Annotated in this window: 19 protein-coding genes and 1 pseudogene; 12 read left to right on the top strand and 8 right to left on the bottom strand. The window is 58.2% G+C overall.

Going from position 1 to position 20,239, the window contains the following annotated elements; genetic code table 11:
* Window positions 1–8: 8 nt before the first annotated feature.
* From ACFY9W_RS24670 to ACFY9W_RS24655, 4 genes are all read right to left on the bottom strand, one after another.
* Window positions 9–1,310: a TolC family protein gene (locus tag ACFY9W_RS24670; RefSeq protein ID WP_391136005.1), complete on the bottom strand. Its 1,302-nt coding sequence runs from the start codon at window positions 1,308–1,310 to the stop codon at window positions 9–11.
* A gap of 144 nt (window positions 1,311–1,454) precedes the next feature.
* A complete protein-coding gene (locus ACFY9W_RS24665) occupies window positions 1,455–1,766 on the bottom strand; it encodes a hypothetical protein (RefSeq protein WP_391136003.1) in 312 nt (103 codons plus the stop codon).
* Between the two features lie 65 nt (window positions 1,767–1,831).
* Window positions 1,832–2,356 (bottom strand): acyloxyacyl hydrolase, encoded by a 525-nt coding sequence (locus tag ACFY9W_RS24660; protein WP_391136001.1) that lies wholly within the window; start codon window positions 2,354–2,356, stop codon window positions 1,832–1,834.
* Window positions 2,357–2,425: 69 nt separating this feature from the next.
* The gene (locus ACFY9W_RS24655; RefSeq protein ID WP_391135999.1) at window positions 2,426–2,827 is read right to left on the bottom strand and encodes a hypothetical protein; all 402 of its coding nucleotides are present in this window, start codon (window positions 2,825–2,827) and stop codon (window positions 2,426–2,428) included.
* A gap of 267 nt (window positions 2,828–3,094) precedes the next feature.
* Between ACFY9W_RS24655 and ACFY9W_RS24650 the strand changes: the two genes are divergently transcribed.
* From ACFY9W_RS24650 to ACFY9W_RS24630, 5 genes are all read left to right on the top strand, one after another.
* Window positions 3,095–3,814 carry a TSUP family transporter gene (locus ACFY9W_RS24650; RefSeq protein WP_391135997.1) on the top strand — a complete coding sequence of 240 codons (720 nt, stop codon included), beginning with the start codon at window positions 3,095–3,097 and terminating at the stop codon, window positions 3,812–3,814.
* A gap of 576 nt (window positions 3,815–4,390) precedes the next feature.
* Entirely contained in the window at window positions 4,391–5,440 is a 1,050-nt protein-coding gene (locus tag ACFY9W_RS24645) for a glycine betaine ABC transporter substrate-binding protein (RefSeq protein WP_391135995.1), read from the top strand.
* 87 nt (window positions 5,441–5,527) lie between these two features.
* Entirely contained in the window at window positions 5,528–6,415 is an 888-nt protein-coding gene (locus ACFY9W_RS24640) for an ABC transporter permease subunit (protein ID WP_391135993.1), read from the top strand.
* Complete coding sequence (locus ACFY9W_RS24635) at window positions 6,408–7,487, top strand: betaine/proline/choline family ABC transporter ATP-binding protein (protein ID WP_391135991.1); 1,080 nt, start codon at window positions 6,408–6,410, stop codon at window positions 7,485–7,487. The genes ACFY9W_RS24640 and ACFY9W_RS24635 overlap by 8 nt, the downstream gene beginning before the upstream one ends.
* A 197-nt stretch (window positions 7,488–7,684) precedes the next feature.
* Window positions 7,685–8,473, top strand: a complete 789-nt coding sequence (locus tag ACFY9W_RS24630) for an NAD(P)-binding domain-containing protein (protein ID WP_391135989.1) — start codon at window positions 7,685–7,687, stop codon at window positions 8,471–8,473.
* A gap of 64 nt (window positions 8,474–8,537) precedes the next feature.
* On the opposite strand, the gene ACFY9W_RS24625 is transcribed toward ACFY9W_RS24630, so the two are convergent.
* From ACFY9W_RS24625 to ACFY9W_RS24615, 3 genes and pseudogenes are all read right to left on the bottom strand, one after another.
* Window positions 8,538–9,305, bottom strand: coding sequence for a methyl-accepting chemotaxis protein (locus ACFY9W_RS24625; RefSeq protein WP_391136093.1), 768 nt, complete (start codon window positions 9,303–9,305; stop codon window positions 8,538–8,540).
* 87 nt (window positions 9,306–9,392) lie between these two features.
* Window positions 9,393–10,343: pseudogene (locus tag ACFY9W_RS24620) on the bottom strand (cache domain-containing protein); the annotation flags it as partial.
* 237 nt (window positions 10,344–10,580) lie between these two features.
* Window positions 10,581–11,633, bottom strand: a complete 1,053-nt coding sequence (locus tag ACFY9W_RS24615; RefSeq protein ID WP_391135987.1) for a proline racemase family protein — start codon at window positions 11,631–11,633, stop codon at window positions 10,581–10,583.
* A 507-nt stretch (window positions 11,634–12,140) separates the two neighbouring features.
* On the opposite strand from ACFY9W_RS24615, the gene ACFY9W_RS24610 reads away from it, so the two are divergent.
* From ACFY9W_RS24610 to ACFY9W_RS24600, 3 genes are read left to right on the top strand one after another with little or no spacing between them, the layout of a single operon-like run.
* Complete coding sequence (locus ACFY9W_RS24610) at window positions 12,141–13,487, top strand: MFS transporter (RefSeq protein WP_391135985.1); 1,347 nt, start codon at window positions 12,141–12,143, stop codon at window positions 13,485–13,487.
* A gap of 32 nt (window positions 13,488–13,519) precedes the next feature.
* The gene (locus ACFY9W_RS24605) at window positions 13,520–13,870 is read left to right on the top strand and encodes a cupin domain-containing protein (protein WP_391135982.1); all 351 of its coding nucleotides are present in this window, start codon (window positions 13,520–13,522) and stop codon (window positions 13,868–13,870) included.
* 10 nt (window positions 13,871–13,880) lie between these two features.
* Complete coding sequence (locus ACFY9W_RS24600; protein ID WP_391135979.1) at window positions 13,881–14,222, top strand: Rid family hydrolase; 342 nt, start codon at window positions 13,881–13,883, stop codon at window positions 14,220–14,222.
* Between the two features lie 52 nt (window positions 14,223–14,274).
* Here the strand turns inward: ACFY9W_RS24600 and ACFY9W_RS24595 are convergent, their stop codons facing one another.
* On the bottom strand, window positions 14,275–15,336 hold the full coding sequence (locus ACFY9W_RS24595) for a helix-turn-helix domain-containing protein (protein WP_391135976.1): 1,062 nt from the start codon (window positions 15,334–15,336) through the stop codon (window positions 14,275–14,277).
* 219 nt (window positions 15,337–15,555) lie between these two features.
* On the opposite strand from ACFY9W_RS24595, the gene ACFY9W_RS24590 reads away from it, so the two are divergent.
* The 4 genes from ACFY9W_RS24590 to ACFY9W_RS24575 all read left to right on the top strand — a co-directional run.
* Window positions 15,556–16,947, top strand: a complete 1,392-nt coding sequence (locus ACFY9W_RS24590) for an FAD-dependent oxidoreductase (protein WP_391135973.1) — start codon at window positions 15,556–15,558, stop codon at window positions 16,945–16,947.
* An 11-nt stretch (window positions 16,948–16,958) separates the two neighbouring features.
* Entirely contained in the window at window positions 16,959–17,927 is a 969-nt protein-coding gene (locus tag ACFY9W_RS24585; protein WP_391135970.1) for an NAD(P)-dependent oxidoreductase, read from the top strand.
* The gene (locus tag ACFY9W_RS24580) at window positions 17,924–19,375 is read left to right on the top strand and encodes an aldehyde dehydrogenase family protein (RefSeq protein ID WP_391135967.1); all 1,452 of its coding nucleotides are present in this window, start codon (window positions 17,924–17,926) and stop codon (window positions 19,373–19,375) included. Before ACFY9W_RS24585 ends, ACFY9W_RS24580 begins: the two co-directional genes overlap by 4 nt.
* 94 nt (window positions 19,376–19,469) lie before the next feature.
* Window positions 19,470–20,239 (top strand): thiamine pyrophosphate-binding protein (locus ACFY9W_RS24575; protein WP_391135964.1); only part of this gene is annotated, 770 nt, incomplete at its 3' end.

Raw genomic sequence — 20,239 nt, 5'->3', positions numbered from 1 at the left:
TTTTTTTGTCAGGATGGGATAGCTGATGCGTCGGCTCCGTAGAGCACTTTGTAGAGCGAGAGCAAGTTCAGCTCGATAGCCAGTTGTGTATCGCCCAGCGCCTGATCGGTCTGCAGCACTTGGATGCTGGCTGCCAACTTGTCCAGCTTGCTGATGGCATCACTGGCTTGGACGAGACGGTCCTTTAGCTGGCCTCTGGCGAGTTCTCCGAGCACCGATTGGCTGCGTATACGCTGAAGCAGGGCATGACGCTCCGCCAAGGCATCGGCCATGTCCTTGAAAGCGCGCTGTATCACTTTCTGGTAATTGGAGATGCTGGTGCGCTGGTTGAGGCTGGTCGCCCGACCTGTTCCGCTCTGGCTGCCTAAAGGTTGGCGTGGTGCGAATGACCAGGTGGTTGAACTATTGGAAAAAAGAGCATGAACGTTATCGCTTGCCAGCCCATCACTTGTACTCAAGCGAATTGAAGGAAAAAATGACGCTCTTGCCACACTGATTGCTGTGTGATCGGTGACGAGTAGCTTCTCGGCTGCCTGAATGTCAAAACGATCCAGCAAGCGATCAGAAGGCAAATCGCTAAGCCAGGCCGGATGGGGTTGGTGACTTCCTGACAGAAGAAAGGGCAAGGCCAGGCCTTTCGGTTCACGGCCAGTGAGCAGATGTAGCGCCTTGAATGCATCGATTCTGCGCTGCCTGGCGCTTTCCGACTGCAGCCGAGCTTGAGTCAGAAAGACCATGGATTGGTGAAGGTCGTCGCGCAGGAGCGTACCATTGAGGAATTGGCCACGGGTCAGATCGATCTGGTCTATGCGATGTTGCAATACACCCGTTGCCGTTTGTTCTCGGAAAGCACAGGCTCTCGCCAAAAGGTAGGCTCGAGCGATCTCTACGAGTAGTGCTTTGCGCTGTGCAAGTATCCCCGCCTGGCTGCTGAGGTACCGGCGGCGAAGGGGCGACGGTAACGCCTGCACGGCTGTGAAAAAGTCGGATTCGAACTTTTCCGGCTGGGTGCTGAAGAGCACGCGCGCCTGCTCGACACGATCAACAATGGCCTGATCGGCTTGATCGCGCACCAGTGCCTGTTCCGCGAGACCTTTCAACTGGCCTGAAGAGTCCAATGAGAGCAGGAATTCAACTTCTTCAGCGGATAGTGTCACCGCATTATCGACAGCGCTGACGGATTGTCCGATCGAAGGGGTTGATAAAAGTGGCAACAACCCCGCCCGATGTTGACTGGCATTGAATGAGCAGCCATTCAGGGTTGTGGTCAAAGTGGAAACTAAGGAAACTGCCAAAACTACCTGGCGCATTGCGAGTCGAGTGAGGGGCATTGGAGGCATTCATGGTGGCAACCTGACCCTCCCAGCTTGCGTCGCGTATCTCAAGGAGCATTGCAGGTTTCATCAAGATTTGATCAAGATGCTGTCTGAATAGTTAAACCGGCGCCCTCTTGACTAGTGGGCGCCCAAACGCCGGAGGAATTTCCGGCTGAGCTTTTGATGCTCATTCCCCGGCGGGTCGCATAGCACCACGGCGTCGCGGCTACTGAAACCGGCCGGGTTGATCCCAAGTAGATAATCGTTGCTGTCCTCCTGGGCCATGTTGGACTGGGCGATCACTTCATAGTTTGTTGAGCCGCAGCTCTGCTCAGCCTGCTTCAGGCAGTGGGCCCAAGAGGAGGTGAGGCCGGAGCAGCTTATGTAGAGGAAGTGCTTACCATGCCAAGTCCGATCGGCCATGACTGTAGCGCAGCCGGTGATAGTCATCAGTATCAGCACCAGGCTTGATAGGCGTAGCGTGGAGGGCGCAGTCATGGTTGAGCTGCTCTGATTCAGAGTTCGTGGCTATAAAACACAGCGATAGATTCAATGCCTTGATTCGGCTGTTTTATCCCTGCGTTAGAATAATGAATGATTCGCGCGCCCAGCTTGTCCTGATTGGCGAATTTCACACCGAAACCCAGACGGTCTTCGAAATTGAACGCTGAGCCCAACTGCTTATCACCGACCCGGGTAGCCGTGAAGAGTGAAACGCCTATACCGGCTTCGATGAAGGGGGTGATGCTGGAGTCGGTCTTGAATTCATAGACAAAAACGGGGGCGAAAGAGAGCGAGGTCTGGGCTGAAGCTTTTTTTCCTGACTCCCAATGAGTCAATCCTGTATCCCAATAACCGGTCAGGCGCCCGCTGTCAGTTTGCCACCAGCTTTTGTCCCAGTTGAGGCTCATACCCAATCGGGCAGTGACGTCGCCTTGAATGGTAGAGCCTAGCGCGCCGCTGATGGTATGGGCGCTTGCGCCTGCTGCTGCGATGAGCATGGCCAAGGCGGCAGGTAGTTGGATGAAGAGCTTTCTCATGGAACCCCGAATAAGCAGAGGAAGGGAGCATGAGAATGCCTCAGAATTGTCAAGATTCTGTCAACCCGGCTAGGAACTGCAATCCGCGTAGTCGAGGACCTCGCCGCGGGAAGATTGCAAGATCAGGCTGGGCTGGCCATTCCAGTTGCCTTCGGTAATCGCATAAATCTTGCCGCTTTCGAATGTTGTCCAACTGAGGTTCTTTGCGCATTCGGTCATTTGCTCTGCGCCAGCGGTGAGCTGAGCTCGGGCTTCGATCCTGTGGGGGCCCGGTACCAGTGAGTAGGATGTGCTGCCATCTGCCGGTTCACCGTCGATACTTTCAATAGCCAGCCTCAGGGCGTTGATTGATGGATATATTTTCAGACGGGCCGGTTCAGGCGCGTTGCTCCAGAGAGCGCTACAGCCAGAGACTATGCCGCAGATAGTCATGTACAGGCCAATTTTAAAAAGAACGTGTGAATGACGCATGTTCAAGCCTTGATTTGATGTTTGGGTGGATGCTGATGCATGTCTTGACCTTGGCGGTGACCGCCTTATTGTCGAGGAGTGAGGTGAAGAAACGGTCAACAGTTGATGAAGGTTTGATCAAGACGAGTAGGGGCGCAGCTATGTGATACTTTCAGTCGATTACGTCATATCTCCGCTGGTCTTCAGTATCGCAAAATACATCATGGGTGATGCTGTTTTTAAGGCTTGCAAAATTTAAGGTGGATCATGCTGGACGCTATAGTACTGATGTCTCCACTGGTAACCCTGTACTGCCTGACTGCGGTGTTTATTGCCGCCTTGGCGCGCGGGTTCTCAGGGTTCGGTTTCACGATGCTTGCGATCATGTCACTGTCGTTTGTGGTGCCCTTGACAACCATCGTACCGGCCATGGTAATCCTGGAAATCGTCGCAGGGGTGAAACTGCTTCCTGCCATTTGGCGACATGTACATTGGCGTTCGATAAGGGTATTGACGGTTTCATCGATCATTGCCACGCCCTTGGGGGCCTATCTGCTCGCCAGAATATCTGGTGAAACCGTGAAGCTCGTGCTGGCAGTGCTCATTACTGTCTGCTGCCTGGTGATGATCAGCGGCTATAAGCTGAAAAAGATGCCGTCGACGATGCAAACTGCCGCCATCGGCGCGGGGGCAGGCGTTCTCAATGGTTCGTTAGGGTTGGGTGGTCCGCCTGTCATTGTATTCTTCCTAGGGTCACCTTTGGCACTGGAAGCAGGCAGGGCGTCCATTATCGCTGCATTTCTGATCATGGATTTGGCAGCACTACCCGCATTCTGGGCGCTTGATCTGTTCACCCCGCAAGCTTTGCACTTGGGGTTGCTAAGCTTGCCCGTGCTCGCAGCCGGCGTGTGGTGTGGCTCGCGTCTGGTTTCCAGGATGACTGAAATGATGGCGCGCCGGGTTATCATGGTGCTGCTGCTGTTCATGGCTTTCGCAAGCCTGATCTGACGTCTGCCGGCTACGGGGCATGACGCATGGGCTATGCTGAAAGCGATGTACTCCGGTCCTCCATGAACGGTGCTGAAATGTAAATTTGTGCTGTTAATCGTCCTTTTCTTTATAGACGGAGGTTGTATGCCACTACAGAATCCTCTTACGTCTCGAAGAGTCGATCGCCATGAAACAACAAAAAAACTGGGCTGACGATTGTTCTGTGTGTTGCCTTGCAATTCAGGGGCAGCCTGTCCGATACAATGCTTGCCTTAGCACGCTCAACCTCTTTCCGAGCAACTCCCTTCTTTTTGTTGTGTGTGCACTTATTGATGAGGCGAGCGCGTTCTGCGCAAAGTTGTTTTCAATCTCATGTTGCAAGACTTGAATGGCTGTGCCTGTACTTCAGGCAAGGTTGGATGTCTATTCATGGAGGAAAGGGCGGTTGCGAAATTGACTTTTCGCGAACGTTAAATAAGCTCGCCTGCTGTTAAAAGTATCGTGCCCCAATGCATGGGGTGTCGTAGAAGCTGCGCGGCGATCGGTTTGTTTGTTGTTGGCTCAATACAAAATCAATAAAAGAGGGTACTGCACATGAATAACCTGAGGCGCGAGGCTGCCGTGGGCGTGGTGGTGGGTAGTGGAATGAAACGTGCACTGTCAGTGGTGTCGCTGGCCATGGCGCTGTCCATTGTGGTGCCGGTGGCCCGGGCTGCAGACTGTGGATCGGTAACTATCGCAAGCATGAACTGGGCCTCGGCGGAGTTACTTGCTGAAGTCGACAAGTTCATCCTGCAAAACGGTTATGACTGTGATGCCAGTATTGTACTTGGAGATACTGTGCCAACCCTTACCTCGATGGCTGAGAAGGGCAAACCTGATGTGGCACCGGAGTCGTGGACTAGCCTGCGGCCACCCATCACGCAGCAGAACATCCAGGAAGGCAAACTCCTGATCGCCAGCAAGGCATTCACTGAGGGTGGTGTACAAGGCATCTATGTACCCAAGTTCATCGTCGACGAACACCCGGACATCAAGACAATCGCTGACGCCCTCAAGCACCCGGAGCTGTTCCCCGATCCGGAAGACCCCTCCAAGGGCGCGTGGTCTGCTGGTCAGCAAGGCTGGGGCGGTACCATCATCGCCAGTCAGTACTATAAGGCCTACAAAGGCAAGGAAGCGGGCTTCAACCTGGTCGACACAGGGTCCGCTGCGGGCCACGACGGCTCGCTCATCCATGCCTACGAGCGCAAGAAGGGATGGATCGGATACTACTGGGACCCGACCTCACTGTTGGGCAAGTACCAGATGGTTCGCCTGCCAAGTGGCGTGCCCTATGACGATGCTGAGTGGAATCGCTGCAACAAGGTTGAGAAGTGTCCGGACCCCAAACCCAACGAATGGCCGGCAGATGAAGTCAACACCATTGTCACCAAGTCGTTTTCTGATCGGGCTGGGGATGCTTACAAGTATCTGACCAGCCGATCCTGGCCGAATGCGGTGGTGAGCAAGATGCTGGCCTGGATGGCAGACAACCAGGCCACCGGTGAAGACGGGGCCAAGCAGTTCCTCAAAAAGAACCCCGATGTCTGGAGCAAGTGGGTGAGCCCGGAAGTGGCCGAAAAGATCAAATCAGCATTGTAACCATCGGCTGGCGCGGCGCTATCTGGCGCCGCGGCATGGTGCCGAAAACAACAAGAAAGCGCCTGGAAATCGGGTAAAGGTACGCATATGAGCTGGTTTCAAGATTTTCCTCAGATGGATGAAGATGCCCTGCGCAGCCTCAAGCAGGTGATCGACGAAAGTTTCCGCACGTTTACGCGTAGCCATGGCGAGGCCATCGAAGGTTTTTTTGCTCCCCTTCAGAAGTTTCTGCTGATTTCTGAGCGCTTCATGACTCAGACACCCTGGCCGATCATCGTCCTGATCATCCTGGCCATTGCCTGGGGCGCCAGCCGAAGCATCAAAGTGGTAATCGGCGCGCTGGTGGCGCTGATGGCCATCGGGTACTTCGGCATGTGGGATGATTCGATGCGCACGATCTCCATGATCTTCGTCTGCACTGTGCTCTCCATCGTCATCGGCTTGCCTATCGGCATCATGATGGCGCGGTCCGAGCGGGTTCAGCGGGTGATCAACCCGGTGCTGGACGTGATGCAGACGATGCCGAGTTTCGTCTACCTGATTCCGGTGGTCATGCTGCTTGGCATCGGCAGGGTGCCGGGGTTGATCGCGGTGGTCATCTATGCGATTCCGCCCATGATCCGCATGACAAACCTTGGTATCCGTCTGGTTGACAAGGATGTGCTGGAAGCAGCTGACGCGTTTGGCTCCTCCAACTGGCAGAAGCTGCGCAACGTGCAGTTACCGCTCGCCTTGCCGACCATCATGGCCGGCATCAACCAGACCATCATGATGGCCTTGGCGATGGTCGTCATTGCTTCGATGATCGGTGTGCAGGGGCTGGGCCAGCCGGTACTCAAGGCTATCGCCAACCAGTATTTCACCTTGGGCATTTTCAACGGGCTGGCCATCGTCGGCATCGCCATCATTTTCGACCGAGTCAGCCAGGCTTACGGGCAACGGCTTCAGAAACACCTGGAGGTGGTCCATGGCTGAGCAGACATTCGACGGCATCAAGATCCGTAATCTGTACAAGATCTTTGGCCCTCATGCGGCGATGCATATTGATGCGGTCAAGCAGGGCATGACCAAGACCGAGTTGATGGAGCGCCATGGTCACGTCCTGGGCCTGCGGGACATCAACCTGGAGATGCCTGGTGGCTGCATCCAGGTGATCATGGGGCTTTCCGGCTCTGGCAAGTCGACGCTGATCCGTCACATCAACCGGCTCATCGACCCCACCTCGGGCGAAGTCCTGGTCAATGGTGTCGATGTCGTGAAGATGAACCCTGATCAGCTGCGGGATTTTCGCAGGCAGCAGACTGCGATGGTGTTCCAGAAATTCGCCTTGCTGCCGCATCGTAATGTGCTGGAGAACACGGTCTATGGGCTGGATATCCAGAAGCTGCCGCGGGCCAAAAGCGTGGAAATCGCCATGCGCTGGATCGAACGCGTGGGCCTGAAGGGCTTCGAGAAGAAGTACCCGAATCAGCTCTCCGGCGGTATGCAGCAGCGGGTGGGGCTGGCACGTGCGCTGGCCAACGATGCGCCGGTGCTGCTCATGGATGAAGCCTACTCGGCGCTCGATCCGTTGATCCGTACGGACATGCAAACGGTGTTGCTTGACCTGCAGAAGGAAATCCGGAAAACCATCGTGTTCATCACGCATGACCTTGATGAGGCCCTGCGTCTGGGTGACCAGATCGCGATCCTTCGCGATGGCCAGGTCATTCAGCAGGGAACCAGTCAGGACATCGTGCTGCGTCCAGCCGATGAATACGTTGCCAATTTTGTGAAAGAGGTGAACCGGGGCAGGGTGCTCCACGTCGAAGCCGTGATGCAGCCATTGCGTACGGGCAGTGCCGGAACTGGCACCACCATCGTGGCCGGAACCACCGTGGAAGAAGCAGTGCGTTTGCTTGTCGGTGCGCCGGAGGGCGATGTTACGGTTGTCTCTACCGCGGGCAAGCCGTTGGGTGTGGTGACATTCCGCCGCTTGGCTGAGGCAATGGTCAACGCCAAGGACTCGCCGGGGTCTCGCAATCCTGGTCTGGTGGTGGCCAAGTAAGTTGTGCGTAGCGCGCAGGGCCTGCAGCAGGTAGGCCTTGCAGCTATTAAAGGTTACTATGACTCGTCCCGCTCGTTATATATCCAGGGGGCTCATGGTGACATAGTAGAGGCGTGACGCCGCAGCGCATTGTTTGGCTCAGGCCCCTTGATGCAACGCGGTCAGTGCATACTGATCAAAATGGCAGAGGGGAAATCATGAGCGTTCTGGGAATTCTGGGTGTCGGCGATCTTACGGACAAGCTGGTACGAGGCCTGCGCCGAAGTGGTTACGACGGTGCCATTGTGCTTTCACCCCGCAATGCTGAACGTGCTGCACTTCTGGCGGCAGAGTGTGATTGCCGCATCCTGGACAGCAACCAGGCGGTAGTCGACGGGGCCGACACGATTGTAATCGGCGTACGTCCCCGGGTAATGGGCGAACTGGCTGCCCAGGTCAGCTTCAGGCAGGGTCAGCACCTTGTGTCGCTGATGGCCGGCATTTCCCTTGAGCAACTGAGCAGCGCGTTCCCGGGCGCCGAGTGCGTCCGTGTGATGCTGTCTTACGCGGCGCTGTTCAACCAGTCCACAGTGGTCATCTGTCCGCCGCATCCGGCCACTGAGCAGTTGTTGCTGCCGCTGGGGCAGCGCGTGGTGCTTGATGATGAGGCATCCTTCGAACTTGCAACCGTGGCAGCTTGCATGAACGGCTGGTTCTACTTCCTTCTGCACGATCTCCAGCAGTGGCTGAGTGAAAAGGGGCTGTCTGCTGAAGACGCGCGAACCCTGGTGCTGGGTAATCTTCAGGACTGCATCGCACGCGCACAGTATCATCCTGAACAGTCTCTCAGCGCGCTGGGGCAGAGCATCGCGACGCCTGGGACCTTTACCTATGCTGGGCTCGAGGTACTCATGCATCAGCCTGCGAGTGCTACTTGGGGAGCCGCATGCGAGGTTGTGCTGGATGCGTTGTTGACCCGGTCCAAGCTGGAATCCCAGGGGCGCTAAGGTATCAGGGCAGTAAAGCGGCCTCACGTGATGCAAGGCCGCACGCAATCGGTCAGGTGCGGCGTTAATGCCGGAACCTTCCCACCAGATTCTGCAGCTCGCCCGAAATGCGTGACAGGCGCTGTGAATCGCCATTGGCGCCTTCCGCCAATTGCTCGACCAGTCGAGCATCTTCGTGTATCTGGGTGATGTGCCGGTTTATACCTTCAGCCACCTGATGTTGCTCCTCTGCAGCCGTGGCTATCTGGGTATTCTGATCGCGGATTCGGTCCACGCTAAGGCGTATCGCTTCGAAGCTCTCGCGAGCCTGGCGGATGTTCGCAACACTGGTGTCGGAGATAGTTAGGCACGTCTGCATCTGCCGAGTCACCTCTTGCGTTCGCCGGCCTAGCCCGCTGAGTAGCGTGTCGATTTCCTCCGTGCATTCTCCGGTGCGCCTTGCCAGTGCGCGGACCTCATCCGCGACCACCGCGAAGCCACGCCCTTGATCGCCTGCGCGTGCAGCCTCGATCGCGGCATTGAGTGCCAGCAGGTTGGTCTGCTCGGCGATCGAGCCGATAGTGCCGAGAATAGTGTTGATGTTCTGGCTATCCCGTTCGAGCTGCTGCATCGCTGCTGTCGAATCACGCAGTGTATCGCCCAGGCGCGAGACGCTGGTGGTGGCCTCTTCGATGCGGCCCTGGCCGTCGTGCACCTGGCGTTGGCCGGCGTCGGCAGAGTCGGCGGCGTCACTGCAGGAACGCGCCACTTCGTTGGCGGTTGCAACCATTTCATGAAAAGCCGTGGACACGAGCTCCACGGATTCTCGTTGCCGGCCTGCTGCATGGTTCATCTGTGCAGCGGTCTCGATAGCGCTTGATGAGGCCTCATCCAGGTGGGACGAAGCCTGCCCGATCCGTTTGACCAGTTGCCGGATCGCGCCCAGGAACTGATTGAACCAACGTGCCAGCACCGCCGTTTCGTCACGACCCTGCACGGACAGGTCGCGCGTAAGGTCGCCTTCGCCTTGGGCGATGTCCTCGAGCCCTCCAGAGACGGTCAGGATCGGGCGGACGATGAGGCTGGCGAACCAGGAGCCGAGGCACGCGAACACCAGCACGAGCACTGCCACGATGGCGGCCACCAGCCACGTGAGCCGGTTGGTGGTCGCCATGACTTCGTCCTGCTCGATCAAGCCGATGAATTGCCAGCCCAGCCCGGGTGATTGCCAGCTGTTGGCCATGAAGGGGCGCCCACCCAAGGTTACCTGCTTGGAACCTGTAAACCCTGCGAGTTCTGCATAGCCGTCGCCCAGGCTTGCGAGTGATTTGAAGTTGTGGGTATCGTCGCTCGGGTCTGTGAGCACATTTCCATTGCCTTCGATCAGCATCAGGTAGCCGGTATTGCCGAGCTTGATCTTGCGCACGATATCGGTGAGCTGGTTAATCGACACGTCCAGGGCGAAGACTCCGGCAGGTTTGCCAGAAGCATCGCTGAAGGTGCGCACGGTGCTGAGCAATATGGCGTTGTCCGCCGGCCAGAAGTAGGCGCCAGAGCGCATGACTTTTCCTGGTTGTGACATGGCGAGTTGGTACCAAGGGCGCTGCCTGGGGTCGTAGCTGTGCCGCTGAGGGTCTTCAGGCCAAGTGGCGAAGGTGCCGTCCTCCCGGCCAAGCGACAGATATGCGGTTCCTGGGTGGGACTGGGCGAAGTGGTCGAAAATTCGCGCCAAGTGCTGATGCTCGGGTGGCAGCGCAATGCTGGCGGCTGAGTCCGACGTATAGTCCTTCAACGGTTGAGTGCTGATGACTTCAGTCCGCGTTGAAAAGTCGTTTACGTTCTGCGAAATGCCGTCGAAAAACAGCATCATAGCGTTCTCTATCTGGCGCATCTCACGGCCGGTGCTGTCGACAAACCCGGCCTCTGCCTGGCTACGCGCGTTCATCAGGACGATGGCTGCAACCAATAGGACGGGTGCGCAGGCGATGGTTGCGAAGGCCAGTGTCAGTTTGTTTCTGATGTTCATGATTGACCCATTGGATTTATTATTGGCCAAAAAAAAGCTTCCGATCGATTACTTCAATCGGAAGCCTTGTCAGCGAATGTGCACGGGGCACAGTCGATCAGGTCAAGCCCAGATATCGCCGATGGTGAAGCCTTCGGTGAATGGATCGTCGTGATCCAGGACGAAGGTGTTCAGGCCGTAGATCCAGCTGGTGCCGGTTACGGTCGGGACCACGGCCTTGTGTTGACCAATGGTGGTTTCTTCGATCAGGCGACCGGTGTAGATGTTGCCCAGAATACCCTGATGGCGGAAATCCTGGTTCAGTGGCAGCTCGCCCTTGGCGTGCAGCGTAGCCATCTTGGCGCTGGTGCCGGTGCCGCATGGGCAGCGGTCCAGGGCGCCGGTCCAGGTGGCCGGGTCATCCCAGGAGAAGGTGCCCGAAGACATGGTGACGGTATTTTTCCAGTCAGCTTTAGGGTCGTCGGATGGGCCGGAAAGCTGGGAGATGGTGATACCGACACCCGGGTAGTCCGGGTGGGCCACAGGCAGTTGTTCGATGGCCGCCTCGCGAATCATCGACGAAACGCGGGCGATCTCGCCGCCATGCTCAGGCTTGAGCTCCAGCCCCTTGAACTGGCGTACGTCGGCGATGACGTAGAACATGCCGCCCCAGCCCACGTCGACGCGCACTTTACCGAGGTGAGGAACGTCAATGACTGCATCCAGGTGGGCAGCGAAGGCTGGCACGTTCTGGAAGGTGACACCTTTGACTTTGCCGTTTTCGCACTGGGCCTTGATGCGGATCAGGCCGGCTGGTGCTTCCAGAACCAGTTCGGTCAGCGGCTCTTTCATCGGCAGCATGCCCATTTCCAGCAGCACGGTCACGACCGAGATGGTGTTGCCGCCGGACATGACCGGGTACTCGATCTGCTCCATGATGACGTAGCCGGCATCCGCTTCCGGGTGGCATGGCGGAACGATGATGTTGCAGCAATGCGCCGGGTAGCCGCGAGGCTCGCGCAGCATCAGCTTGCGCAGTTGGTCATCATTCTCTTCCAGCCATTTCATCTTGGCGTACACGGTATCGCCAGGAATGTGCGGCACGCCGCCGGTGATCACGCGCATCGGGGTGCCGGCGTGGGTGTCTACCGCGTGGATGGTTCTTTTGAAGGCCATGGGGGAGCTCCAGCTTATTGTTCATATGATCAAGCACGCACCTAGGCACCGCGAATTCCAGGCGGGCCGGAACCCGCAGCGCGCTGGGGCAAAAATCCTACAGACAGCAGAACGTGCGGGCGGAGCACCTCTGCGTGTGCGAGCACTTTCTCACCCTTGAGGCTCGAGCCCCTATAACGTTTGAGACAGCTCATAGAATGTTCGGGCGCTGAGATAAAGCCATGCTCGCCGCCCGCTGGTTTTTTTCTGGCTTGGGCGATTCATACGAATAGTTGTCTCAAACGTTATAGGGGCGTCCGGCATGCAATGCGATAGTAATTGGCAGGTGGGGCGCGGCAGTTGGTCGCAGCTCTAAGTTTATGATTTGTTTGAGGGAGTGGTACCGAGCAAGCACGCGACAATTGTCAGCGCGCAAACTTGGCGTGCCCGTCAAGTTATCTATTCATACTTTGCGTCACAGTGATTGGCTGGGCGTTACTGCAATAACAAATACAAAAGGAAACTTCAATGTCGAGTTTCAAACGATCCATTGAAGACGCTTCCCTTAATGGTTTCCATAAGAAATTGGCGTTTTCTACATCAGGCAGCCCGTTCCTCGACGGTTATGTCCTGAGCATCATCGGTGTGATCATGTCGCACCTGACTTCTGCCTTGCAGATCGATTTGTTCTGGGAGGGCCTGATCGCCTCTGCGGCGCTGATCGGTCTGTTCTTCGGTGGCTTCCTGGGCGGTTGGTTCACAGATCGCTTTGGCCGCAAAATGCTCTACGTGATCGACATCGCTGTCATCATCGTGATTTCAATCGCTCAGTTCTGGGTGGATTCTGCCTGGCTTCTGTTTGTCTTCCGGTTGGTAATCGGGGTAGTGGTAGGGGCTGACCTGCCAATCGCTACGTCGCTGCTTGCCGAGTTTCTACCGCGTACCGCGCGCGGCCCCTTGTTGGCGAGCATGGTCGTAAGCTGGTTCGTGGGTGCTGCGCTGGCATATGGTGTGGGCGAAATGCTCATGCGCGTTGGTGGTGCTGACGCCTGGCGTTGGGTGCTGGCAAGCGCGGCGGTGCCAGGGTTGCTGCTGTTCATCCCGCGAATGCTGACCCCTGAGTCGCCACGCTGGTTGATCAGCAAGGGGCGTATTGCCGAGGCTGATGCGATTATCAAGCGTATCTACGGGCCTGATTACTGCTCCCGTGACCTGCCGGAGCCTGCGACCAAGAAAAAGGTTTCCGTGGCGTCGCTGTTCCATTCCGGCTACGGCAAGCGCATGGTCTTCGTCACCCTGTTCTGGACGTGCTCGATCGTTCCTTTGTTCGCCATTTACGCATTTGCCCCGAAGGTGCTCCAGGCATTGAAACTGTCGGATGACATGGCGAGCGTAGGGTCGATCGCCATTACCGTCTTGTTCGTGATCGGTTGTCTGGCGGCGACCCGTGTCATCAACACCATGGGGCGGCGGCCGATGGTGATCCACAGCCTGCTCTGGTCAGGCGTTGCTCTGGCTGTGCTAGGCATGTTCCCGGATGCGGCGCCGGTAGTCGTGCTGTTCCTGTTTGGTGCGTATGCGTTTCTGATCGGCGGGGCGCAAGTGCTGCAATACGTCTATCCGAATGAGTTGTTCCCGACCGAGATCCGCGCTTCAGGTGTGGGCCTGGCAACATCGTTGTCGCGCATCGGTGCTGCGGCCGGGACCTACCTTGTTCCAATTTCCCTGGCCTCGTTGGGCATCGGCCCGACCATGCTGGTGGCTGCGGCCATTTCTTTGTTGGGCGCCCTGGCTTCGTGGTGGCTGGCGCCGGAGACCGCGAAGCTCGACCTGCAACAGGCATCTGCCCTGGATGGGTGCGCAACTGCGCGCTGATCCAGCCATAACCATCCGTTTGAGGATTTATCATGACCCAAGTTCTTACCGTTGTGCGCCAGGCTGCTGAATCGCCGCTGGGTGAAAAAGCCCCTGCCAAACTGCCTGTCGGTGAGCTGATCGCTCACGCAGCGACTGGCCAGCATCAGGCTGATGATGCTGTGAATGCCAGCATTGGCGTATGGGAAAGCTCGCCCGGCGTATTCCGCCGTCACCTGACCAACCGTGAATTCAGTCACATCATCAGCGGTTCGTGCACCTTCACGCCTGATGGCGGTGAGCCGGTGGAGCTGCGCGCAGGTGATGCTGTGCTGTTCCCGGCAAACTGCGAAGGCGTGTGGGATATCCGTGAAACCCTGCGCAAGACCTACGTGCTGTTCTAAGGAGCGTCGCATGATCGAGCGAATCAATCCCGGCAAGCGTGCCAGCCAGTTGGTGATCATCGACGGGCGTATCGAAACCTCGGGTATCGTGGCCGAGAACCTCGACGGCGACATCGCCGAGCAGACGCGTTGCGTGTTGCGCCAGCTCGAAGCTTGGTTGGCTCAGGTAGGGGCCAGCAAAGCCAACGTTTCGCGCGTGCAGATCTGGCTGGCTGATATGGCTGAGTTCGATCGCATGAACGAGGTTTACGATGCCTGGGTCGGCGACCAGCCGCCTGTGCGCGCCTGTGTGGGGGCGCCGCTGGCAGCACCGGGCTATCGCATTGAAATTCAGGCGTTCGGGCAGTTGTGACCTACGCTTGAGCAAAAAAAACGCCGCATGTGGATTGCGGCGTTTTTTTTGCCTAAAGGTCCGGGTCCAGACCGGCGCTGTCGCCATGCCAGTCGAAGCGCTCTACCTCGTGGCGGCGCTTGCGGAATGTGTAAGGTGTTTCGCCATACTGTTTGCGAAACCACAGGATGAAATGCGAGGCATCGGAGAAGCCGCAGGCGAGGGCGATGGTGGTGATGTTCTGGCTGGTGTTGACCAGCAGCCGACGGGCATGCTCCAGGCGCAATTTGCGCCAATAGTTTGCCGGCGGCTCCTGGGTATTGGCCACGAACTCGCGGTGCAGTTGGCGGGGGTGCGTGCCTACGGCTTCTGCAACGGTCTGCAAAGTCATCGATGCATCGAGGTGCGCGCGCATGAATTCGATGGCGCGTTGAACGCGGTCGTTCTGATACACGCTTTCGCTGGCCGCTGCTGCCTGCTGTTCTTCCCGTCGTTCTTCAACCAGTAGATATTCCAGGCCCTTTTGGGCGCGCACGGCGCCGCAGTGACGCCTGATGAGGTTGGCTGCCAGGTCGATTGCGGTGCCGCCCGGGCATGTGATGATCCCTCGATCATCGACATAGCTCTTGTCGATGACCATCGTAGAGGCCGGGAAGCGCTCCTTGAATTCATCGCGCAGGGTGAAGTGAACCGCGCAGCGGCGCCCATCAAGCAAGCCGGCTTTGCCCAGTACAAAGGAGCCCGAGCAAAGTGCAATGATGGGTATGTTGGCACTATTGACTGCGCGCAGTCCATCAAGCAGCCAGTCAGGCGGGTTGCGGGTTTCCCCCAGCAGCCCCCCGGCAAGCACGATGTAGTCGTACTGGGCGAACATGTTCAGCGGCTTGGTCGGGTGGATGGGCATGCCGCAGCTGGCGGTGATGGGTTGATCGTTGAGGGTCATCCAGTCCCATTGGCAGAAAAGCTGCTGGCTGCGAAAGGATTTGTCCGCGGCAAAGCGAAGCGAATCGACCAGGCCGGCTACCGGGACCAGGGTGAACTGATTCAGCAGTACAAAACCCACGCGCAGCTCGGGCTTTACGGGCAGTTTGATGTCTGCTTCAAGCGGAGTGTCATAGAGCGCTTGGTGAACCATGGACGACTACCTCAACTCATCATGTCTGCACACATTTTAGATGCTGCGGAGGGTCCGGGATATCATATCAATCCCAGCAAGTAGAAAAATCGGGACAAATGGTAGCTTTTGCGCGTGCTTCTACTATCAATTGTCATACTTGTTACAGCGAGAGTGCCCCAAGGGTGAGCATTATGTTGCAAAAACCAACATGCTCTCACGCTCAAAGGCACCAACACTATGTACCGTGGATTCTGGTATGCCCAGGCACTCGACCTGGATAGCGATCTCGCCCCTGCCTTGCAGGACTCGATTCAAGCAGACGTCTGCATCGTCGGCGGCGGGTTTCTCGGTTTGTGGTCGGCCATCCGCCTGAAACAGGCGCATCCGGAGAAGACCATCGTCATCGTCGAACGCGACCGCTGTGGCTCCGGCGCCAGCGGGCGCAACGGCGGTGTCGCCACCAACTGGTGGGGTAAATACCTGTCGGTGCGCACCATCTGTGGTGACGTCGAGGCACGTCGCATCTGCGAAGCCGCAGAGTCGGCCATCGATGAGATCGGCAGCTTCTGCCAGGAGCACGGCATCGATGCTCAGTACCGCAAAGACGGCTGGCTGTGGACTGCCACCAACCAGCGCCAGATGAACTCGTGGAAGGTACTGACCGACGGTTTGCAGAAGCTGGATGTCAACCCATTCCAGGAACTGGACCGCGAGACCATTCGTGGTCGAGTAGGGTCGCCGCTGGTGCTTGGAGGCATCTACGACCCTAACGCCGCCACTGTCCAGCCAGCGATGCTGGCGCGGGGTCTGCGCCGCGTTGCCCTGAAACTCGGGGTGAAGATCTTCGAAAAATCGCCGTTCACCCACCTGGAACGCGGCAAGAACCCAGTGGTGCACACTGCCATGGGTCGCGTAAAAGCCAACCACGTAGTGCTGGCATTGAACGCCTGGGGTGCGCAATTCCCCGAGCTGCGTCGCATGATTGCCATCATGTCCAGCGACATGGTTGCTACCGCGCCGGTGAAGGCCAAGCTCGACGCTATCGGCTTCAGCGGCGGCGAGTGCATGACGGATTCGCGCACCGTGCTCAACTACTGGCGCAACACCCCGGATGGCCGTGTGGTGTTTGGCAAGCCACTGGGTCAGTTTGCCTACGCTGGTCGTATCGGCAACCTGTACGAGAAGCCTTCTCCAGCCGCCGACAAGGTCGCCGCCGAACTGCGTCGCCTGTACCCGCAACTGCAGGATGTGCCGGTTGTTTCCAGCTGGACCGGTCCTATCGACCGTGCCATGAAAGGTTTGCCGAACTTTGGCTACCTCGACCATCACCAGACCGTCAGCTACGGCATCGGCTTCTCGGGTAACGGTGTCGCCACGACGGTGTTCGCCAGCCGCATCATCAAGTCGCTTGCCACGCATGCCAACGACGAGTGGGCCAACTGTGGTCTGGTGAATCAGAAGATGAAGCTGCTGCCGCCTGAGCCGTTCCGCTTCTTTGGCGCGCACATGGTGCGTGACGCACTTGTCCGTAAGGAAACTCTGGAAGATCACGACCAGGACGCCGGTTTCATCACTCGTCAGCTGGTTGCCATGGCACCGGCCGGCTACGTCCCAGCCCAGAAAAAATAAGTATCAGAATCATGAGCGAACATATCGTTTTCCTCGATGACGAGGGCCTTGCGGCTTCGACGCGTTTGAAGCGCCCAGACTGCGAGCACACCTGGCAGCAGTTTGCCTACACCCACCCTGACCAGGTGCTTGAGCATCTGAAAGACGCCACTGTGGCGCTGACCTGCAGCGTGCCGCTGCGCGAAGAGCACCTGCGTCAGTTGCCGAAGCTGAAGATGATCTCGCTGGCGTTGACTGGCCGCGACATCGTTGATGTCGAGTACTGCGAAGCCCATGGCATCGAAGTGTCCAGCGTGCCCGGTTACGCGGCCAACACCGTCGCCGAGCACAGCATGGCGATGATGTTGGAGCTGTTCCGTCGCCCGGCTGCGTTCAACCGACTGATGCGCAAGGTGCATGCAGGTCAGGCCGAGTACAAGAACATCTATTTCGATCACCGCATCCGTGATGTGCGTGGCAAGCAGATGGCGATCATCGGCAGTGGCCCAATTGCTGTGCGGCTGGCTGAACTGGCCCGTGCGTTCGGCATGGAAGTGCTGTTCGAGGACCGCGGCGGCAAGCGCCCGGGCCCCGATTCCCGCTCGCTGGAAAGCCTCCTCAAGAGCTGCGACGTGCTGTCGATCAATGCGCCATTGACGCCTGAAACCTATGACCTGATCGATGCTGCAAAACTGGCGACCATGAAGTCCGATGCGCTGGTGATCAACACCGGTCGCGGTGGCATCGTCAACGAAGCCGCGCTGATCGACGCCCTGCAAAACGGGCGCTTGGGCGGTGTGGCGCTGGACGTGGTTGAAGTAGAACCGCTGCATCCGAGCAACCCGCTGTTCCAGCTGATCGACCGGGACGACTTCATCCTCAATCCGCACATTGCCTGGAGCAGTGAGGATGCCATGCAGCAGTTGATGGATCGCGCTGTCGATAACATCACTGATTACGTTGCCCGCCACGCCACCGATAAAAGGATCCGTACCGCATGACCATCGCCACCAAAAGCAGCTTTGTTGACGGCGCTTTCGTCGCTCTGGACAGCGGCGCCGATATCCTCGAAAACCGCAACCCGTCCAACCCTGGCGAGGTCGTCGAACGTTTCGTGCGTGCCGACCAGGAACTGACCGAGCAGGCCATCGCCGCGGCCCGCCGTGCCCAGCCGGCTTGGGCACGGAGCAATCCACAGCAGCGCGCTGATGCGTTGGATTTCATCGGTACCGAGATCCTTGCGCGCCGTGAGGAGCTTGCGCTGCTGCTGGCTCGCGAAGAAGGCAAAATCGTTCGCGAAGCGCTGGGCGAAGTCGACCGTGCAGGGCGTTCGTTCAAGTTCTACGCCCAGGAAGCGTTGCGCGCCGAAGGCGAGAAGTATCAGTCAGTGCGCCAGGACGTGGGCATCGATGTGTTCACCCAGCCACTGGGTGTCATTGGCATCATCGCACCGTGGAACTTCCCGATCGCCATTCCGGCCTGGAAGATCGCCCCCGCGCTGTGCTTCGGCAACTGCGTCGTGTTCAAACCTGCCGAACTGGTGCCGTCCTCGGCCTGGGCTCTGGCCGAAATCATCAGCCGTTCCGGTCTGCCAGCGGGCGTGTTTAACATGCTGATCGGCCCTGGCCGCAGCGTAGGCGACACGATCATCCGTTCGCCACACATCGATGGCATCAGTTTCACCGGCTCGGAAAACACTGGCCGTCAGATCGCCAAGCTGGCGGCTGAAGGCATGAAAAAGGTCCAGCTGGAGATGGGCGGCAAGAACCCGCTGATCGTGCTCGACGACGCCGACCTGGAACAGGCGGTGGACGTCGCGCTCAACGGTTCGTTCTTCAGCACTGGCCAGCGCTGCACCGCAAGCTCGCGCGTCATCGTCACCGAGGGTATCCATGACGCGTTCGTAGCGCGCCTGGCCGAGCGCACCCGCGCCCTGAAAGTCGGCGATGCGCTGCAGGCGTCTACTGATATCGGCCCAGTGGTTGACGGCCGCCAGCTGGAGCAGAACCTGTCCTACGTCGCCAGCGGCCGCGAGCAGGGTGCGAAGCTGGTATGTGGTGGCGAGCGCATCGAAAACGAGGCGGGCGGTTACCTGTTCACCCCGGCGTTGTTCACTGAAGTGACACCAGAGATGCGTATCTACCGCGAAGAAATCTTCGGGCCGGTGCTGAGCGTGCTCAAGGTTCGCGATTACGAGGCCGCCTTTGCTGCTGCCGAAGATACCCAGTTCGGGCTTTCCGCCGGTATCGTGACCACCTCGCTGCGTCATGCCGAGCACTTCAAGCGCAACAGCTCGGCAGGCATGGTCATGGTCAATCTGCCGACTGCTGGTGTGGACTACCACGTCCCGTTCGGTGGTAACGGCGCTTCGAGCCTCGGCTCGCGCGAGCAAGGCACGCATGCTCGCCAGTTCTTCACTCGCGTCAAGACCACGTACCAGCTGGCCTAAAAGCCTACCTGTACCCGAAGTCCACCCACGGGGCCGCTTGCGGCCCCGCGGGTTCTGCTGCGCCTAATACTCTGAATTTGAGGTTACAAGAAAAATGGCCAAGGCCGCCGATGTCGTTGTGCAATGTCTGGAAAACGAAGGTGTCGAGTATGTATTCGGCATTCCTGGTGAGGAAAACCTCGACCTGCTGGAATCCCTGCGCAAGTCGAAGATCAAGCTGGTGCTGACCCGCCACGAGCAGTCCGCGGGCTTCATGGCCGCCACTTATGGCCGCCTGACCGGCAAGACCGGCGTGAGCCTGTCGACCCTTGGTCCTGGTGCCACCAACCTCGTGACCGCCAGTGCATACGCTTACCTTGGTGGCATGCCGATGATGATGATCACCGGTCAGAAGCCGATCAAGAAGTCCAAGCAGGGCCGTTTCCAGATCATCGACGTGTGCGGCATGATGGACCCCATCACCAAGTACACCCATCAGTTCGCTTCGGCCGACAACATCCCGGCGCGCATGCGTGAAGCCTTCCGCCTGGCGGAAGAAGAGAAACCGGGCGCCGTGCACCTGGAACTGCCTGAAGACATCGCTGCCGAGCAGACCGATGCCCTGCCGGTCCCACGCAGTCTGCACCGCCGCCCGCTGGCCGAGCACAAGTCGATTGAAGCCGCCGTTGAAAAGCTGCAGAACGCACGCAGCCCGATCCTCGTAATTGGTGCGGGCGCCAACCGCAAGATGACCGCCAAGGTCCTCCAGCAACTGATCGACAAGACCGGTATCCCGTTCATCACCACCCAGATGGGTAAAGGTGTGGTCGACGAGCGCCACCCACGCTTCCTGGGCAACGCCGCGCTGTCGTCGGGTGACTTCGT

The organism is Pseudomonas sp. NPDC008258 (assembly GCF_042956345.1).
In the GTDB taxonomy this organism is placed as follows: Bacteria; Pseudomonadota; Gammaproteobacteria; order Pseudomonadales; family Pseudomonadaceae; genus Aquipseudomonas.
The sequence above is the reverse complement of the archived record's forward strand: the minus strand, read 5'-3'. Positions and strand labels throughout refer to the sequence as shown.

Bases quoted from the DNA above. Each gene is read 5' to 3' on its own strand.
- ACFY9W_RS24670 (WP_391136005.1), bottom strand. From the start codon at position 1,310: ATGCGCCAGGTAGTTTTGGCAGTTTCCTTAGTTTCCACTTTGACCACA.
- ACFY9W_RS24665 (WP_391136003.1), bottom strand. From the start codon at position 1,766: ATGACTATCACCGGCTGCGCTACAGTCATGGCCGATCGGACTTGGCAT.
- ACFY9W_RS24660 (WP_391136001.1), bottom strand. From the start codon at position 2,356: ATGAGAAAGCTCTTCATCCAACTACCTGCCGCCTTGGCCATGCTCATC.
- ACFY9W_RS24655 (WP_391135999.1), bottom strand. From the start codon at position 2,827: ATGCGTCATTCACACGTTCTTTTTAAAATTGGCCTGTACATGACTATC.
- ACFY9W_RS24650 (WP_391135997.1), top strand. From the start codon at position 3,095: ATGTCTCCACTGGTAACCCTGTACTGCCTGACTGCGGTGTTTATTGCC.
- ACFY9W_RS24645 (WP_391135995.1), top strand. From the start codon at position 4,391: ATGAATAACCTGAGGCGCGAGGCTGCCGTGGGCGTGGTGGTGGGTAGT.
- ACFY9W_RS24640 (WP_391135993.1), top strand. From the start codon at position 5,528: ATGAGCTGGTTTCAAGATTTTCCTCAGATGGATGAAGATGCCCTGCGC.
- ACFY9W_RS24635 (WP_391135991.1), top strand. From the start codon at position 6,408: ATGGCTGAGCAGACATTCGACGGCATCAAGATCCGTAATCTGTACAAG.
- ACFY9W_RS24630 (WP_391135989.1), top strand. From the start codon at position 7,685: ATGAGCGTTCTGGGAATTCTGGGTGTCGGCGATCTTACGGACAAGCTG.
- ACFY9W_RS24625 (WP_391136093.1), bottom strand. From the start codon at position 9,305: ATGAACCATGCAGCAGGCCGGCAACGAGAATCCGTGGAGCTCGTGTCC.
- ACFY9W_RS24615 (WP_391135987.1), bottom strand. From the start codon at position 11,633: ATGGCCTTCAAAAGAACCATCCACGCGGTAGACACCCACGCCGGCACC.
- ACFY9W_RS24610 (WP_391135985.1), top strand. From the start codon at position 12,141: ATGTCGAGTTTCAAACGATCCATTGAAGACGCTTCCCTTAATGGTTTC.
- ACFY9W_RS24605 (WP_391135982.1), top strand. From the start codon at position 13,520: ATGACCCAAGTTCTTACCGTTGTGCGCCAGGCTGCTGAATCGCCGCTG.
- ACFY9W_RS24600 (WP_391135979.1), top strand. From the start codon at position 13,881: ATGATCGAGCGAATCAATCCCGGCAAGCGTGCCAGCCAGTTGGTGATC.
- ACFY9W_RS24595 (WP_391135976.1), bottom strand. From the start codon at position 15,336: ATGGTTCACCAAGCGCTCTATGACACTCCGCTTGAAGCAGACATCAAA.
- ACFY9W_RS24590 (WP_391135973.1), top strand. From the start codon at position 15,556: ATGTACCGTGGATTCTGGTATGCCCAGGCACTCGACCTGGATAGCGAT.
- ACFY9W_RS24585 (WP_391135970.1), top strand. From the start codon at position 16,959: ATGAGCGAACATATCGTTTTCCTCGATGACGAGGGCCTTGCGGCTTCG.
- ACFY9W_RS24580 (WP_391135967.1), top strand. From the start codon at position 17,924: ATGACCATCGCCACCAAAAGCAGCTTTGTTGACGGCGCTTTCGTCGCT.